This is a genomic window from Anabaena azotica SJ-1 (genome assembly GCF_047275885.1).
GTDB classification, from domain to species: domain Bacteria; phylum Cyanobacteriota; class Cyanobacteriia; order Cyanobacteriales; family Nostocaceae; genus Trichormus_B; species Trichormus_B azotica_A.
In genome coordinates, this window is record NZ_CP178454.1 from 626,727 (window position 1) to 643,657 (window position 16,931).

Here is a 16,931-nt window from a genome sequence, read left to right on the forward strand (position 1 = left end):
TTTGATACCCTAGCTTAAACAGATTTGAGAAAAGTGAAAGCGTGGAAATTCAACTTGGGCGGGGAAAAGTGGCTCGTCGAGCCTATGGTATTGATGAAATTGCTTTAGTCCCTGGTAAAAGAACACTCGATCCCAGTTTAGCGGATACTAAGTGGCAAATTGGCAATATTGAGCGAGAAATCCCCATTATTGCCAGTGCTATGGATGGTGTTGTTGATGTAGGGATGGCTGTGCGTTTATCCCAATTAGGAGCATTAGGAGTTCTCAATTTAGAGGGTATCCAAACTCGCTATGCTGATCCAGAACCGATTCTAGATCGGATTGCTGCTGTGGGAAAAGATGAATTTGTATCCTTGATGCAAGAACTCTATGCCGAACCAATAAAGCCGGAATTAATTGAAAAACGTATTCAGGAAATTAAACAACAAGGCGGCATTGCGGCTGTGAGTGCGACTCCAGTAGGTGCTAGTAAATTTGGTGAAGTTGTAGCTAAAGCTGGAGCGGATTTATTTTTTATCCAAGCGACAGTGGTTTCTACAGCCCACCTCTCACCAGACTCCATCATACCTCTGGATTTGGCGGAATTTTGCCGTTCTATGCCTATCCCAGTCATATTGGGGAACTGTGTGACTTATGAAGTAACTTTGGATTTGTTGAAAGCAGGAGCGGCTGCGGTCTTGGTGGGAATTGGACCTGGTGCTGCTTGTACTTCCCGTGGCGTATTGGGTGTTGGTGTACCTCAAGCAACTGCGATCGCAGATTGTGCCGCAGCCAGAGATGATTACTATCGTGACACTGGTAACTATATCCCTATCATTGCCGATGGCGGTTTAATCACTGGTGGAGATATTTGTAAATGCATCGCCTGTGGTGCCGATGGAGTAATGATTGGTTCTCCCTTTGCTAGAGCCGCCGAAGCCCCAGGACGGGGTTATCATTGGGGTATGGCAACTCCTAGCCCAGTACTGCCCCGTGGTACTCGCATTCGCGTTGGTACTACAGGTTCTTTAGAACAAATACTCACAGGTCCAGCCGGGCTAGATGATGGCACTCATAATCTTCTTGGCGCATTAAAAACCAGTATGGGTACATTAGGAGCCAAAAACATCAAAGAAATGCAGCAAGTTGAAGTTGTTATTGCTCCTTCCCTCTTAACCGAAGGTAAGGTTTACCAGAAAGCCCAACAATTGGGTATGGGTAAATAAAGAGTTGTTGAGGGTGTAGGGTGTGGGTGTGGGGTGTAAGATTCTTAATACCTTCTGTCACCCATCACCTATTCCCTGACAAATAAAAAATTTTTCTAGTACCCTCAACAATCGCTGGAAAAATTCCAGATGTCGCCTACAATAGAGATAGCGGAGACGCATGTTTCCGTTCACTCCTCACACCACACTCCGCCCGGACTACTGTTCGGGCGGTTCCTTATGATTGACATAAATTCCCTGGCTTCTTTGCAAATGTACATCCTTCACTCCCAAGCGGATGTTTTTGCTATGGTAGAATTTTCACCAAACTGATAAATATAATAGTCAAAGGTTTTTAGGAATGTCAGCAGCTGCAAGTGTGACGGATGCTTCGTTTGAACAAGAAGTAATCCAAAGTGATGTACCGGTTTTAGTTGACTTTTGGGCACCCTGGTGCGGCCCTTGTCGCATGGTAGCTCCTGTGGTCGAGGAAATCGCTGCCCAGTATGAAGGTCAACTCAAGGTAGTGAAAGTCAATACCGATGAGAATCCTCAAGTTGCTGGTAAGTATGGTATACGCAGCATTCCCACATTAATGATTTTTAAAGATGGACAAAAAGTGGATATGGTTGTCGGTGCTGTTCCCAAAAGCACATTAGCTCTCACTTTGGACAAGTATCTTTAAACCTCAATCGACCACAAAATTTCATTAAGTTGTCCATCGGCTAAAGTTTTAGGTGAATAATTGTAAATTAGTTTCAGAGGCGTAACCTTTGCGTCTCTTGAAAACGGTTTACACAAAAATGAGATGTGGCAAAGCTTAAGGATGTATCTTTTGCCAGGGGTACATCCCTGTTTTTTCTCTACCGGAAAACTGGGGTTAAAGCCCCGTCCGTAGAGGACGGCTTTTTATTGGGTTATGATTTTATCTGCATTCAAGTTACAGAAAACAGGTAAAACTTTCCCAATCAGCAATCACTCAGTCTGATTAGATAAGTTTGTGATTTAGTGAATTTTAGATAAAATATAATGCCATTGTTGTGGCAGTTCACATGACCTCTGAAGCTTCGTTTGAAATACTAGAATCTCTCCAAGCTGATATTGCTGAACTAATAGATCGTTTACCGACCTTAAAACATCGGCAATTTATCCAGCAGGCACTTGCTACTATAGTGCGTTTAGCGGATAGTGAAGTTGAGCGTCTTGATTGGAAAATACTATCCGCTGCTCTAGCAGATATGGAAAGAGGTTTCCAGCTTTTTTATGGCTACCGACACATTCGCAAAGTCACTATATTTGGTTCTGCTCGTTTAGCCTCAGAAACTCCTGAATACGGAATGGCAGTTCAATTTGCACGTGCCGTTTGTAAATTAGGATTTATGGTGATTACAGGCGGTGGTGGTGGAATTATGCACGCGGGTCAAGAAGGTGCAGGTAGAGATAATTCTTTTGGTTTAAATATTCAGTTGCCATTTGAGCAAGAGGCAAATCCCATCATTGATGGTGATCCCAAATTAATTCACTTTAAATATTTCTTTACCCGCAAGCTTTTTCTTCTCAAAGAAAGTGATGCCGTGGCTTTATTTCCCGGTGGTTTTGGGACTCAGGATGAAGCTTTTGAATGTATGACATTAAGCCAAACAGGCAAATTTGGCCCAGTTCCTTTGGTTTTAATTGATTCTCCTGGTGGTGATTACTGGCATTCTTGGAGTCAATATATTGATCAGCAATTGGTGGCAAAAGGTCTTGTGAGTCCAGATGATCCCAGTTTGTATACAGTTACAGATAACCTGGAAGTTGCTTGCAATGCCATTACCAATTTTTATCAGGGTTATCACTCTAGCCGCTATGTAGGCGATCAATTAGTGATCCGTCTCAAACAAGAGTTATCAGATGCAGAAGTGGAACTGCTAAATGTTAACTTCAGTGACATTCTCGTTAAAGGCAAAATTGAAAAAAGCCAAGTATTACCTCAAGAAAGTCAAGATGAAACATCTGGTCTACCACGTCTCATTTTATACTTTAACCAACGAGATATGGGACGTTTGTATCAGATGATTGCATTAATTAACCAATTAGCTATTCCTTCTCCAGAGGAAACAGCACATCCAGAAAGGAAGTAAGCGTTAGTAGCTTTGCTGTTCCAATTCACAAGTGATTTTTTTCGTGCCTTACCAAATCAGTTATATCTATCTCTGGTACAGTACGGTGTAAACAAAGCAACCATTTAGAATAGACAAAAACCCTATTCCTTGGCACTCTGCGGCCTAAAGGTACGCAGATTCTACATTCATCGTCAAAACTGGCTCAACCAGTCTTGTGCCAAGCAGAGTAGAGGTTTCCACTCCTGTAGCGTTAATATGTATGACGATACGCTACGCGAACTCCCCTATTGTTGGCAAGATTAAGAATATTTACTGCTGCGTTCACATCACGTTAAAGTTGGCATCCACAATTACATTTATGGGTACGAGTGGAAAGAGATTTTTTATCAATCGCACCACAATCACAATATTTTTGACTTGTGTAATGAAAAGTCATAAATATTTATATCTTCAGAATAAATGCTGTTCCGAGCAAAACCAATACATATTATCTGCTATATATAATTGCTGCTGGTTATTTTTAACCAATACTCAATATTTAATAAATTTTTTGCCTTGTCAAGGGTAATATAAATGACTTTATAAGACATAAAAAATTTCTTGAAAGAGAGTCATACTTTTACAGTTTTTGTTTGTCTACTCCTGGTTTATCCTTATAGGTGCAAGATATGAGATGAACTACAATGACTGAACTTGGCCTGCTAATGACGGGCGTGTTAAGCACCACACAACCAACTTTGCCCCATTTGCCGGAGCATCGACCATTTTCGAGAAAAAATGGCGTGCAGAAGTCAACAAATAGTCAGTTATCTCTATTAAATTCTACTTCTCAAATTACACCACCTGAATTCATGAAAACAGATGGCAGGGAACAACCTAATATTTCAGCACTGGCAATCAAGCGGGATCAAATATTAGCGCAGATCAAACAAAAGCACCTGTACCAAATATCTGATAAATTAGCTGATGCACATAAAGTCCCCACAAAACAGCAGCTATTAACGCGATACCCTGCATCTGGTCAACAAGCTATGCCAACTCTACGTTTTGGTAGTGCAGGTATGTCTGTGAGAATTATGCAAAGGTTGTTGGTGTCTAATGGCTATGGTGTTCGAGTTGATGGTATATTTGGACCTTTGACAGAAGCAGCTATCAAAGCTTTTCAAAATCAGCGCAATTTACTTGTAGATGGTATAGTTGGTCAAAAAACTTGGTGGGAGTTGTCAATTTGACACTCCTCAGTCTAAAGAGACGGGGATTGTGTAAGTTGCCCAAAAGCTGATTCTTAAAAGCGTAGTCAATGAACCCTTAATAACTTTCATCCCCGACTCAACCAAAACATAAAATATTTTTGGGATTTCATGGTTATATTTTGGGGTTTTCAGCCTATCTTTTTATAAAAAAATTTACGAAAGCCCATTATAACCATCTGCTTTCATATTAATTTTTTTAGCCTGTTTCAAAAATTACAGGGCGAACGATGGGACTCGAACCCACGAATGGTGGTACCACAAACCACTGCCTTAACCACTTGGCTACGCTCGCCATCCACTATTTGAATATAGCACGGCTTAGAAAAATGAGCAAGATTTTTTTTGCCAGAAATTGGGCTGATTTATTTGTAGTCTGTAAAGTGTAGAGAATAGATCACAATCAAAAATATATGAAAGCCTGGACTATGATTGCATCTGTAGGAGCAGTAGGAATTGCTGTTTTGGGAGTGACGATGGCCCAAACAAATCCGCAACAGGCTGAATACGAAGAATATGCAGTAAAAAAACTGACAATTCTCTTAAAAACTGATTTTTGCAAAAAAACACCTAATTTCTTGCAAAATCTCATACAATTTAATTGCGATCAGTTGATTGAGTCAGTTAACCCACAAATGCGGGATGTTATTGCTACTACGACAAAAAGACAGAATTATGTTGTTTTTAGTGTTTACACTACTGATTTAAAAATTGATAATTTAATACCGGGTTATAAATTTGAAACAATAGGAGCATTTGATAATTTTTATACTTATAAAGCTGAACAGCAGTAGGGTGTGGGGATGAGGGGGATGAGGGAGATGAGGAAGTAATTTTCCTGATGTTTAATGCCCAAGAACTAATGACCAATGACTAATGAGTTGTTGTACCGCTTGTCTATATTCGCAGAATCCAGATTCTGCTCGATTTTGTATTAAATGTGGTAAGCCACTATTACTAAAAGAACGTTATTTCCCGCTTTATCCAATTGGTAGCGGTGGTTTTGGTAGAACTTTTCTGGCTATAGATGAACACATCCCATCTAAACCTAGATGTGTAATTAAGCAATTATATTTTCCAGATGCCAATAGGGAAATCTTTATAAAGGCTGTGGAATTCTTTCATCAAGAAGCAGCGCGGTTGGATGAGTTAAGACATCCCCAAATACCTCAATTGCTGGCACACTTTGAACAAGACAATCAGTTGTATTTGGTGCAGGAATTAATTGTTGGACAAAATTTAGCGCAGGAATTACGCGTCCAAGGGGTGTTTGGTGAGGCGCATATTTGGCAGTTGCTCAAAGATTTATTACCTGTGCTGCAATTTATCCATTCTCGACAAGTGATTCACCGGGATATTAAACCAGCAAATATCATGCGAAGATATACATCTATTGTAGAGAATGAAATTGTATATCCTCCAGCAATCAACAACACTGAATTATTACATCCAGGTTCAACCATGACTATTGGTAAACTGGAAGCTGTTTCTCCTCTTCCAAAACAAGCGAAAAGTTTACCAAATAATCAGATAAAAATCGCAAATTTCAGCGGTAACTCTGCACCTGGAGATTTGGTGTTGATCGATTTTGGAGTTGCTAAACAGATTACTGCTACGGCTTTGGTTAATACTGGGACTACAGTAGGGAGTGCGGAATATATGGCTCCTGAACAAATGCGGGGTAAGGCTTTACCAGCGAGTGATCTTTATAGTTTGGGTGTAACTTGTGTTTATTTATTAACTGGTGTTTCTCCTTTTGATTTGTTTGATGTGACGAGCGATCGCTGGGTATGGCAAAATTATCTACCTACTGGTAACATTGTTTCTGATCATTTATGTACGGTTGTTAATAAACTACTGAACAATGCCCTCTCCCAACGTTACCAATCTGCTACTGAAGTTTTAGCGGCGATCGCACAAACAACACCTGCTAAACAAACAGTTAATAGTCTGTATTCAGCCGCAGGAGTGGATTACAGACAGTTAGAAAAATTACTAAAATCTAAACAATGGCAAAAAGCAGATCAAGAAACTTGGGAAGTAATGCGTCAGGTTGTATCTAAAGTTTATCTATCTCATAGTGATTTAGAAAACTTTCCTAGTGAAGATCTACAGATAATTGACCAGTTGTGGAGAAAATATAGCCAAGGAAATTTTGGTTTTAGTGTGCAAATACAAATTTATGAAAGCTGTGGCAGAGACTATGTAAAGTTTTGCGCTGCTATTGGCTGGGATCTAACCAAATCCAGTTCTTCCACCCAAAACTTTATTTTTCCTTCAGTACCGAAGAAAGGAAGTTTGCCTTCACATCGTTGGGTAGGAGGAACTAAGCCTTGGGAACACATAGATGCTCTGAGTGCAGCTTTTTTGAAAAAATAGTAGCTTGATCACAAATAGATGATTTTAGATATCAACATTGATACTTTCTATCTGTTTAGCGGCTTTCTCCCATAACTTGGCAGATTCTTCATCCTTCCAATGAGTTCTCAGATGTTCAGCTTTTTTATGGCATATTCGTTCTAGCATTTCTAGAATTGCACCTAGTGTTAGCTGATCCACTAACCCTTCTAGAACACTCATGAATTCTTTCATAAGACCTCGCGATAAGTGGGAAACTCAGTCACTTTAGTGCTGAGAGGGAAGCGACTCAAGCGGTTAAAACCGCTTTGAATATTTTTTTATTACCGCCTTGGAGTCGGAAAATTCGGGGTACTTTTGTGATGTACTTTCAACGGGACAATTACCGATTCAAATTTTCCAACTCTGTACGCATAATGTATTGCTCCGAAAAGCCTCCCATTTCTGGGGTAATGTTAGCTTTGACCAGTTATCAGAGCTTGTTAGGCTTGCAATACTGTTCCAGTGACCTTAGAACTGTTTAATCACAAGCGACAGAGCAGGGGACTAGCTACGCATCCACAGGGTGTCGTGACTCAAATAACGGCTACCGTGAGAGTAAACTTAGGGTGGTCTGGTCAGTACGGCTTACTTGATTACTCTTGCAAGCCCAGTCCCTTTAGGGCTGGGTTACTGACATAAATACCTCTTGATCTAAACTTTTAGATTTTATGCCCATGCCATCTGCCTATCTTTTAGTATCTCACGGTAGTCGTGATCCGCGTCCAGATATTGCTGTGCAACAACTAGCAAAGCTGGTGAGTCAGAAATTGCCAAATCGTGAAAATTTAGTAGGTACAGCTACTTTAGAGGTTAATACTTGTCCTTTACATCAGCAAATTTACGATTTTGCTCAAACTGCTTTGGTTTTGGGGTATAAACGCCTAAAAATTTTACCTTTGTTTCTGCTACCGGGAGTTCATGTCATGACGGATATTCCCGCTGAAGTCGAACTGGTAAAAGCTGCACTGGGTCAAGATATGATCATTGACCTGAAGCCTTATGTAGGAAGTTATGGGAATTTAGAAAAATTGTTAACTCCAACAATAGCTAGTATAAAAGCAGAAGTATCAATTCTTTTAGCTCATGGTAGTCGTCGTTCTGGTTCTCAACAACCTGTAGAAACTATGGCCAGTAATTTGGGTGTAGCGGTGGCTTATTGGTCTATATCTCCAAATTTAGAATCAAGGGTGACAGAGTTGGTAGTTGCTGGTTATCAGCAAATTGCAATTTTGCCATATTTTTTATTCACTGGTGGGATAACCGATGCGATCGCACAATCAGTAGAAAAGCTAAAATTACAATTTCCAGAAGTGACGTTTAAATTAGCACCACCTCTGGGAGAAAGTACAGAACTAGCTAATGTAATTTGGGATTTAGCAACAGAAGGGGAAAAAGTTTTTGGGTAAGGTTTATTTGATTGGTGCAGGCCCTGGTGATCCTGGACTTATGACTCTCAAAGGAAAAGGTTTGCTGGAATGTGCAGATGTCGTTATCTATGATGCTTTGGTGAGTCCGGCAATTTTAGCCATGATTAATCCCCAAGCAGAAAAAATCAACGCAGGTAAGCGGATGGGAAGACATTCACTCTTACAGGAAGAAACCACCCATCTGCTGATTGAAAAAGCCCAAGATCATGCTGTCGTAGTGAGATTAAAGGGTGGTGATCCCTTTATCTTTGGGCGTGGTGGGGAAGAAATGGCAGAATTGGTAGAAGCTGGAATAGCTGTGGAAGTTGTGCCGGGGATCACAGCCGGGATTGCAGCGGCAGCTTATGCTGGTATTCCCTTAACCCATCGTCTGTATAGTTCATCTGTGACATTTGTAACGGGTCACGAAGCAGCGGGGAAGTATAAGCCGACGGTAAACTGGCAAGCGATCGCTCAAGGGTCAGAAACAATAGTGATTTATATGGGTATCCACAATCTACCTTACATCGTGGAACAGTTAAGTTTAGCTGGCTTGAGTCTAGAGACTCCAATAGGTTTGGTGAGGTGGGGAACCCGGCCAGAACAAGAAGAATTAATTGGTAAATTAGGAACAATTGTAGAGCAAGTAGAAGAAACTGGTTTTACTGCCCCGGCGATCGCAGTCATTGGTTCAGTGGTGAAAATGCACAGTATTCTCTCTGAATGCCGTCCACTGTAATCTTCATCAAGAAGAATTTAAACCATGTGCTGAAATATAGTTTTCAGTAAATCACCTTGATTAAGAGGCTTAGTCAAGCAACCAGAAGCTCTCACCAGCTTGGCTTTAGCTCTATCTATCAAACTGGCTTTTTCTGTCACCATAATTACAGGTGTATTTTTAAAAGATGCCTGTTTCCGCAATAAAGAACAAACTTCATAGCCATCTAAATTTGGCATCGTCACATCCAGAAAAATCATATCTGGTTTAACATGGAAAATTTCCATTAAAGCTTTTAACGAATCTGTAACACCAATTACAGAAAATATTTGCTCATCTAAAAAACCTCTGATGGTATTTAAAACCAGAGGACTATCATCCACACAGAAAATTGTGTAATTCTTTTTGTCTTTGGGTCTTGAGTAAATGCGTTTGTATTGGTCTCTATATTTATCACCATTGGGTAGTTTATTTCCAATCGGGGGTAACTGTACTTCAATTTTGGCGCGTGTTCTTGGCTCATTGTATTGCCAAAACTGTTCTGGAGAAATTCGTACACCCGCTTCGCACTTTTCCACTAACAAGCGCAAGTTCAAATGACAAAACTTCGGTAAATCATCTAGGAAACTCTCTGGGATAAATTCATAACTCCCTTCTTCTATTTTCAGAAATGAATCTAGAAACTCCAAAGACAATTGCTCAATCAGCATTGCGGCTTGTAATGGACTCAGATAATTCTCATTAACTAACCAGCAAATAGCCAAATAATCTGGATTTGGGATAGTCTGGTTTTCCACACCCCGTTCAAATATTGTCTGTAACTGCTCATTAATCTCTATGGGAAGAGTGGAATTGTGTTGACCTAACCGCTGTAAGTTTCTATATAGCGGCTCAAACATCTTCTCTGAGTAGCAGGCATAAATTAGCTTACCCTCTTGAACATAGATTGACCAAGCCCCGGAGGTGCTAAATACCTGTAGACAACCAGTGACAGACTTACTGGTGATTTTTTTTAAGAGGGATAGGGGCTGCAATTTTTGGAAAAATCTGTATCTACTAATAGGAAGCGTTTTCATTACCACGGTTCTAAATTCAAATAAAAATTTGACATTGGAATTTGTGAATCTCCCGTAGGGGATTCACACCGGTCTTTTTCGACTTACTGCCAGATCAAGATAACGGTTTATATGGGGGTGAGTATAGCAAGTCTCTACTCTAATCACACAATACCCAACACCCCACACCCCACAGACCCCTCACCCAAGCAAAAAAGCTAAAATTATCCCAGAAAACAGTATTTCAAAAGTCAACTCGATTTTCTGTGCTTTTTGCTAATCTGCTTGATCTGAGGATTTAGGAAGCAAAAGGCAAAAGGCAAGAGTTCAAAAGCAGAAATTTCCTCTTTCCACCCTTACACCCTCTTGTTGCGGTACTAGCATCTTAGTAGAGTGATTCAGACTTGATGATTGATTAACAATCAACAACTTTTTGGCATCTAACTCTCCCTACAAGATACATTGAGTGTGTCATGTAGCTTTAATCCTAAATAATTAAAAAATAGCTATTTTTAGCTACACCGTAGATGCTCAATAATTACTTACTAATTTCAGGTTACTCTAGATTCATCAGAGAAATAAAAAAGTATTTTAAACCTAATATAAAAAAATGAAGAGCCAAAGTATAGGAATCTGGTTTGATTTTTGATAGCTGGCGTGGTATAGACATAAAGATACCTAGAGTGCGTCACGAACTCTGTTTTAACACTCTCTACAATACCTATTTTTTTAGAAATCAAAGAGTAATACTATAGAAATAAATACTTGAAGATGAATATACTTTATCAGCAATTTCTCTGAATCAAAAAAGCGTGAACAAAAAATATCTAGAAATAAGACTTAACTTATTTTTAACAATCGGCATCTAAAATTACCTATACTTCTCTGCTTATCTGTCTGCTCATACAGTCTGTTTTTTATTATCTTCAGCCTTGGTGGTTAACTATCAGGATGTTTATGATGTAGTAATTACCCTGTAACTATTTAGCGAATCACATTCAGTAGTCAACTCTGGTTAAAATCAGTAACAATCTCTGATATCGAGTAATATAAATTTAACCAAATGGTACAAGTCCCCGGATTTAACCGTGGAGTCACTTAAAAATTCAAAATCCCAAATCGGATGACTGTTATTAATCTCCTAGTATCAGAAAAAAGTCAGCGACTGGATCTCTATCTGTCGTCAGAATTACAAGATTTATCTCGTTCCCGTCTTCAACAGTTAATTGAACAGGGTCATGTCCTACTCAATGATCAAGTATGCACATCAAAAAAAATAAATATGAAGGTGGGCGATCGCATTTGTGTGGAAATTCCCTCGGTGCAGCCTTTAAAATTGGTAGCAGAAGATATTCCCTTAGATATCCTTTACGAAGATGATCAATTATTGATTTTAAATAAACAGGCAGGTTTAGTTGTTCATCCTGCACCAGGTCATCCAGATGGAACTTTAGTCAATGCTTTATTGGCACATTGTCCGAATTTACCGGGAATTGGTGGGGTTCAACGCCCAGGAATTGTTCACAGGTTAGACAAAGATACTACAGGTGCGATCGCGATCGCCAAAACAGATATCGCCTATCAACACCTGCAAGCACAACTACAAGCAAAAACAGCAAAGCGAGAATATTTAGGCGTGGTTTACGGTGTACCAAAAACCGAAAGTGGCATCATCAACTTACCCATTGGTCGCCATCCCCACGACCGTAAAAAAATGGCAATAGTCCCCACAGAACAAGGGGGAAGAACAGCAATTACTCATTGGCAAATCCGAGAACGGCTTAGTAACTACACCCTGATCCACTTTCAGCTAGAAACAGGACGTACCCATCAAATTCGCGTCCACAGCGCCAAAATCGGTCATCCCATTGTTGGTGACTCCATTTACGGTGCCGGTCGTTCAGTAGGAGTAAATTTACCCGGTCAGGCATTACACGCTTGGCAACTCAAGTTACAGCATCCGATTTCTGGCGATTGGATTGAAGTAACTGCATCACCTCCCCAGACATTTACAACTTTGCTGGAAGTTTTGCGCCGTAGAAACCAGCGTTGACATCCTCCCCACTTTTCAACTTTGTTGAGGGAGGAGCATTCGCTGACTTATGGTAAGAATTAATTTTTCTCCCCATCCCCCCTGGGAGGAATAATTCCAAAAAATCTCCAGAAAATTTAGAAAATTTAGAAAATTTAGAAATGTAAATTTTACATTGTTTAACAAAACTCGCTGAAAGCATAAATACGGCTAAAACCGGTCAAACTAAGTTCTGATATAGATTTTTGAAAAAATTAAAACATTATTAAACACCTATATTCTGCTCTAAATTCAGATAAATATGAAGTTTTGTAACAAAAATATGTAACTTTTCTCAGCCAAATTCCTTGTATGTAAAGGATTTGGGGCTTTTCTTATTGCCATAACTTATTTATTCATAATTTGTAACAAATAATGGATCTATACCATTGTATAAACATAAGCTGAAGGGGTTGAACAACAAACGAAAGTTGAACAACGCAACTGATTCATCAAATTTGCGTGTTTCTCATAAACCTACCGTTGATTCTCATATTTCTGCCTTCAGAATGATTGACAAGAAAGTGAGGCCTCACGTAAGGAAGAAGTTTAATTATAGTTTGCTGTTAACCATTTTCAAATTGATAAAACATCCGCAGTTTTAATCAAAACCTCTCTCAACTAAGTAATTAGGAGATTAGAATCCATGACATTAGATGTATTCTCCAAGGTTGTTTCTCAAGCTGACTCCAGAGGCGAATTCCTCAGCACCGAACAACTAGATGCTTTAACCGCAGTTGTTAACGCAGGCAGCAAGCGTTTAGACGTTGTAAACCGCATCACCAGCAACGCTTCTGCGATCGTTACCAACGCTGCTCGCTCTTTGTTTGAAGACGAACCCGGCTTGATCGCTCCTGGTGGTAACGCTTACACCAACCGTCGCATGGCTGCTTGTCTCCGCGACATGGAAATCATCTTACGCTATGTTACCTACGCTGCATTGGCTGGTGATGCTAGTGTTCTTGATGATCGTTGCTTAAACGGTCTGCGTGAAACCTACCAAGCTTTGGGTACTCCTGGTGCTTCTGTAGCTAAAGGTGTTGGCAAAATGAAAGATGCCGCTATCTCCATTGTTAATGATCCTAACGGAATCACCAAAGGCGATTGCAGCTCTCTAGTTTCCGAAGTTGCTAGCTATTTTGACCGTGCTGCTGCTGCTGTTTCATAACAGTTGCAATTTGCAATATTGTCTAGAGCCTAAAAACTTCAGCTTCTCCAAGCAAAAAAGCTAAAAAACAATTAAGGAGATAAGAAATCATGAAAACACCAATTACCGAAGCAATCGCATCTGCTGATACCCAAGGACGTTTCCTGAGCAACACCGAATTACAAGCTGTTAACGGTCGTTTTGTACGTGCCGTAGCTAGTATGGAAGCTGCTCGTGGTTTGACAGCTAACGCTCAAAAGCTAATTGATGGTGCAACAAATGCTGTGTACCAAAAATTCCCATACACCACCAACACCCCTGGTCCTCAATTCGCTGCGGATGCTCGTGGTAAGTCCAAGTGCGCTCGTGACGTTGGTCACTACCTACGCATCATCACCTATAGCTTAGTTGCTGGTGGTACAGGTCCTTTGGATGAGTTCTTGATCGCTGGTTTGGCTGAAATCAACAGTGCATTTGATTTGTCTCCCAGCTGGTACGTAGAAGCTCTGAAGTACATCAAAGGCAACCATGGCTTAAGTGGCCAAGCTGCTAACGAAGCTAACACCTACATCGACTACGCAATCAACGCTCTAAGCTAGATTGGTTCATGCCCGGAGAGGGGTACAAGTGCTGGATGACATTATCCCTTTGGGGTTAATCAGTTGCTCATGGGGGATAAACCTCCCAAGACCGGACTGAATCACCTAGCAGTTGGATCTCGCTCCGGGCATAGTTTTAGGTAGGAATAAATAACAAGCTTTATACAGCAAGCACTCGGTGATAGTTACCGCAGTGTAAATAAATAGGGGAAAAAAATGGCAATTACAACAGCAGCATCAAGGCTAGGAACAGAGCCTTTTAGCGAGATACGTCGAGTTGAACTGCGCCCCAACGCCAGCCGCGAAGAAGTTGAAGCGGTGATTAAAGCCGTTTATCGACAAATCTTAGGAAATGATTATATCTTGGCATCAGATCGCCTGATCAGTGCAGAATCACTATTGCGCGATCGCCACCTAACAGTACGCGAGTTTGTGCGGAGCGTTGCCAAATCCGAACTCTACAAAGCAAAATTTTTCTATAACAGTTTTCAAACCCGGTTGATTGAACTCAACTATAAACATTTGTTGGGTCGCGCACCTTATGATGAGTCGGAAGTGACATACCACTTAGACTTATACATCAACGAAGGTTATGATGCTGAAATTGACTCCTACATTGATTCTCAGGAGTATCAGAACAGCTTCGGCGAGAATGTTGTTCCCTATTATCGCGGCTTTGATTTCCAAGCCGGACAAAGTGCAGCCGGGTTTACCCGGATGTTCCGTTTATACCGTGGTTATGCCAACAGCGATACATCTCAAGTTGAAGGTTCTAAATCTCGGTTAGCAAGGGAATTGGCTAGTAATAAGTCTTCCTCAGTTGTTGGTCCATCTGGCAGCAACAATAATTGGAGTTTCCGTGCATCTGCGGACAATGCTCCCAAGCAAAACTTAGGCAATGCTGTAGGGCAATCGGATCGCGTTTACCGAATTGAAGTAGCAGGCATTCGCAATCCAGGATACCCCAAGGTGCGCCGAAGCAGCACAGTATTTATTGTACCTTATGAAAGACTGCTTGACAAAATGCAGCAAATTCACCGACAAGGTGGCAAAATTGTCAGCGTTATATCCACGTAAGGTAGAAAGCTGTTTTTCAGCACAACCCATCAAGAGGAGATTTAGAAGCAATGTTCGGTCAAACCACACTTGGTGCTGGTAGCGTTTCTTCATCTGCAAGCCGAGTATTTCGTTATGAAGTTATAGGCTTACGGCAAAATCAAGAAACCGACAAGAATCAATTCAACATTCGTAGTAGTGGGAGCGTATTTATTACCGTACCCTACAGTCGGATGAACGAAGAAATGCAACGAATTAGCCGTCTAGGTGGCAAAATCGTCAGTATTTCACCTTTGACTGTAGCAGAGGAAAACTAACGCCCTGGCAATGATAGAACCCAGTGCAGAAGAATACTCTGCCGAAAATGGGCAACAGCTCACAAAAGAGCTTGCTATCGCTAATCTGCAATCATCAGATTTAAGTCTCCGCTATTATGCCGCTTGGTGGTTGGGTAAGTTTCGAGTCAGTCAGCCAGAGGCTGTAGACGCACTAATCGCAGCGTTAGAAGACGAAGCCGACAAAACAGAACTTGGCGGTTATCCTTTACGACGCAATGCCGCTAGGGCGCTCGGTAAATTGGGAAATATCAAAGCGGTACCAGGACTAATTAAGTGTTTGGAATGCTCTGATTTTTATGTGCGTGAAGCAGCTGCCCAATCTCTAGAGATGCTGCGCGACATAACAGCAGTAGAGCCACTGATCAAACTATTAGATGGGGGTGTTGACCAGGCCGTGCAAGTACCAGGTCGTCCTCATCTCGCCCAACCCTATGAAGCGGTTTTAGAAGCATTGGGAAGTTTAGGCGCAAAAGAAGCCATTTCCCTGATTGTGCCTTTCCTCAAGCATCCAGTCCCACGAGTACAATGTTCCGCAGCTAGAGCCATGTATCAACTCACACAAGACCCCGAATATGGTGAGTTATTGGTGAAAATGTTGGAGATAGGTGATTTAAAATTGCGTCGTGTTGTTTTGGGGGATTTGGGAGCAATAGGTTATATGGCAGCAGCAGATGCGATCGCCCACGCTAAGGCAGAAAATAGCTTCAAACTCATGGCTCTCAAAGGATTGCTAGAGCATCAACTAACAGATCAGCTTGATTCTCTAGTTGTTTCTGCTGAGGCAGTCCAAGTAATGAACCTGATGGATTCACTCCTATAGTCATTAGTTATTAGTCATTAGTCATTAGTTGAAATGATTAACTGCTGATGACTACTGACTATTAATCATTGATAGTTGACCAATGACTGAGGAACTGATTCGCGCTGTCACCTTAGCAGAAACACCAGCCCAAATGGTGACAGCAGTCAAAAATTTAGCAGCAGCTAAACATCCAGCAGCAATTTCCACCTTAATTGCTGTCTTTGGTTATAACAACCCAGCTGCTGCAATGGTGGCAGTAGATGGATTAACAGAATTGGGAGAAATAGCAGTACCCCAACTGCTAGAGCAAATAGATGATTATAACTATGGCGCACGGGCTTATTCGATTCGCACTTTGGCGGCGATCGCAGATCCCCGTGCTTTAGATGTCTTAATCACAGTTGCAGCTACTGATTTTGCTCCTAGTGTCCGCCGTGCCGCTGCTAAAGGACTGGGAAACTTACACTGGCATAAGTTGAGCTTTCCCGAAAATCAAACAGCCATCAACCGGGCTTTAGATACACTGCTGTTGATTTCCCAAGACACAGACTGGTCAATTCGTTATGCTGCCGTTGTCGGTTTACAAGCTTTGGCTAAAATTGTCGATGTGCAACAATCTATTTTGACTAGACTCAAAGAAATGCTGGCCAATGATATCGAAAAAGCAGTCCGCGCCCGCATTCAATTGGCTTATACCAATTGTGGATTTTAGATTTTGGATTTTCAACTTTGGGATTAACAGCTTTCAGCAATTAGCTGTTTCTAGGATCTCAAATTATCCTCACTATTCCCACTTGATA

16 protein-coding genes, 1 tRNA gene and 1 pseudogene are annotated in these 16,931 nt (G+C 41.0%); 15 read left to right on the forward strand and 3 right to left on the reverse strand.

What is annotated here, in order from left to right; translation table 11 throughout:
• The first annotated feature begins 41 nt into the window (after positions 1-41).
• The 4 genes and pseudogenes from ACLLO5_RS02685 to ACLLO5_RS02700 all read left to right on the forward strand — a co-directional run bounded on the left by ACLLO5_RS02685 (position 42) and on the right by ACLLO5_RS02700 (position 4,521).
• Positions 42-1,205, forward strand: a complete 1,164-nt coding sequence (locus tag ACLLO5_RS02685) for a GuaB3 family IMP dehydrogenase-related protein (protein WP_413173945.1) — start codon at positions 42-44, stop codon at positions 1,203-1,205.
• 319 nt (positions 1,206-1,524) lie between these two features.
• Positions 1,525-1,869 (forward strand): annotated as a pseudogene (gene trxA / locus ACLLO5_RS02690) (thioredoxin); the annotation flags it as partial.
• 367 nt (positions 1,870-2,236) lie between these two features.
• On the forward strand, positions 2,237-3,307 hold the full coding sequence (locus ACLLO5_RS02695; protein ID WP_413173946.1) for an LOG family protein: 1,071 nt from the start codon (positions 2,237-2,239) through the stop codon (positions 3,305-3,307).
• 665 nt (positions 3,308-3,972) lie between these two features.
• Positions 3,973-4,521 (forward strand): peptidoglycan-binding domain-containing protein, encoded by a 549-nt coding sequence (locus ACLLO5_RS02700; RefSeq protein ID WP_413173947.1) that lies wholly within the window; start codon positions 3,973-3,975, stop codon positions 4,519-4,521.
• A gap of 240 nt (positions 4,522-4,761) precedes the next feature.
• Here the strand turns inward: ACLLO5_RS02700 and ACLLO5_RS02705 are convergent.
• Positions 4,762-4,834, reverse strand: a tRNA-His gene (locus ACLLO5_RS02705).
• A 118-nt stretch (positions 4,835-4,952) separates the two neighbouring features.
• Between ACLLO5_RS02705 and ACLLO5_RS02710 the strand changes: the two genes are divergently transcribed.
• Together ACLLO5_RS02710 and ACLLO5_RS02715 are read left to right on the forward strand one after the other, a co-directional pair.
• On the forward strand, positions 4,953-5,333 hold the full coding sequence (locus tag ACLLO5_RS02710) for a DUF4359 domain-containing protein (protein ID WP_413173948.1): 381 nt from the start codon (positions 4,953-4,955) through the stop codon (positions 5,331-5,333).
• 82 nt (positions 5,334-5,415) lie between these two features.
• Positions 5,416-6,918, forward strand: coding sequence for a protein kinase domain-containing protein (locus ACLLO5_RS02715; RefSeq protein ID WP_413173949.1), 1,503 nt, complete (start codon positions 5,416-5,418; stop codon positions 6,916-6,918).
• 24 nt (positions 6,919-6,942) lie between these two features.
• On the opposite strand, the gene ACLLO5_RS02720 is transcribed toward ACLLO5_RS02715, so the two are convergent.
• Positions 6,943-7,131, reverse strand: a complete 189-nt coding sequence (locus tag ACLLO5_RS02720; protein WP_413173950.1) for a hypothetical protein — start codon at positions 7,129-7,131, stop codon at positions 6,943-6,945.
• 482 nt (positions 7,132-7,613) lie between these two features.
• On the opposite strand from ACLLO5_RS02720, the gene ACLLO5_RS02725 reads away from it, so the two are divergent.
• Complete coding sequence (locus ACLLO5_RS02725) at positions 7,614-8,345, forward strand: sirohydrochlorin chelatase (RefSeq protein WP_413175994.1); 732 nt, start codon at positions 7,614-7,616, stop codon at positions 8,343-8,345.
• The gene (cobA, locus tag ACLLO5_RS02730; RefSeq protein WP_413173951.1) at positions 8,338-9,084 is read left to right on the forward strand and encodes a uroporphyrinogen-III C-methyltransferase; all 747 of its coding nucleotides are present in this window, start codon (positions 8,338-8,340) and stop codon (positions 9,082-9,084) included. Before ACLLO5_RS02725 ends, cobA begins: the two co-directional genes overlap by 8 nt.
• Positions 9,085-9,101: 17 nt before the next feature.
• On the opposite strand, the gene ACLLO5_RS02735 is transcribed toward cobA, so the two are convergent.
• A complete protein-coding gene (locus ACLLO5_RS02735; protein WP_413173952.1) occupies positions 9,102-10,139 on the reverse strand; it encodes a response regulator in 1,038 nt (345 codons plus the stop codon).
• Between the two features lie 1,102 nt (positions 10,140-11,241).
• On the opposite strand from ACLLO5_RS02735, the gene ACLLO5_RS02740 reads away from it, so the two are divergent.
• The 7 genes from ACLLO5_RS02740 to ACLLO5_RS02770 all read left to right on the forward strand — a co-directional run bounded on the left by ACLLO5_RS02740 (position 11,242) and on the right by ACLLO5_RS02770 (position 16,843).
• The gene (locus tag ACLLO5_RS02740; protein WP_413173953.1) at positions 11,242-12,171 is read left to right on the forward strand and encodes an RluA family pseudouridine synthase; all 930 of its coding nucleotides are present in this window, start codon (positions 11,242-11,244) and stop codon (positions 12,169-12,171) included.
• Positions 12,172-12,835: 664 nt separating this feature from the next.
• Positions 12,836-13,357, forward strand: coding sequence for a phycocyanin subunit beta (locus ACLLO5_RS02745; protein WP_413173954.1), 522 nt, complete (start codon positions 12,836-12,838; stop codon positions 13,355-13,357).
• 86 nt (positions 13,358-13,443) lie between these two features.
• Entirely contained in the window at positions 13,444-13,935 is a 492-nt protein-coding gene (gene cpcA, locus ACLLO5_RS02750; RefSeq protein WP_413175996.1) for a phycocyanin subunit alpha, read from the forward strand.
• 216 nt (positions 13,936-14,151) lie between these two features.
• Entirely contained in the window at positions 14,152-15,012 is an 861-nt protein-coding gene (locus tag ACLLO5_RS02755; RefSeq protein ID WP_413173955.1) for a phycobilisome rod-core linker polypeptide, read from the forward strand.
• Positions 15,013-15,062: 50 nt separating this feature from the next.
• Positions 15,063-15,308, forward strand: coding sequence for a phycobilisome linker polypeptide (locus tag ACLLO5_RS02760; protein ID WP_413173956.1), 246 nt, complete (start codon positions 15,063-15,065; stop codon positions 15,306-15,308).
• A 10-nt stretch (positions 15,309-15,318) separates the two neighbouring features.
• Complete coding sequence (locus ACLLO5_RS02765) at positions 15,319-16,149, forward strand: HEAT repeat domain-containing protein (RefSeq protein ID WP_413173957.1); 831 nt, start codon at positions 15,319-15,321, stop codon at positions 16,147-16,149.
• 82 nt (positions 16,150-16,231) lie between these two features.
• Entirely contained in the window at positions 16,232-16,843 is a 612-nt protein-coding gene (locus ACLLO5_RS02770) for a HEAT repeat domain-containing protein (RefSeq protein ID WP_413173958.1), read from the forward strand.
• Positions 16,844-16,931 lie beyond the last annotated feature (88 nt).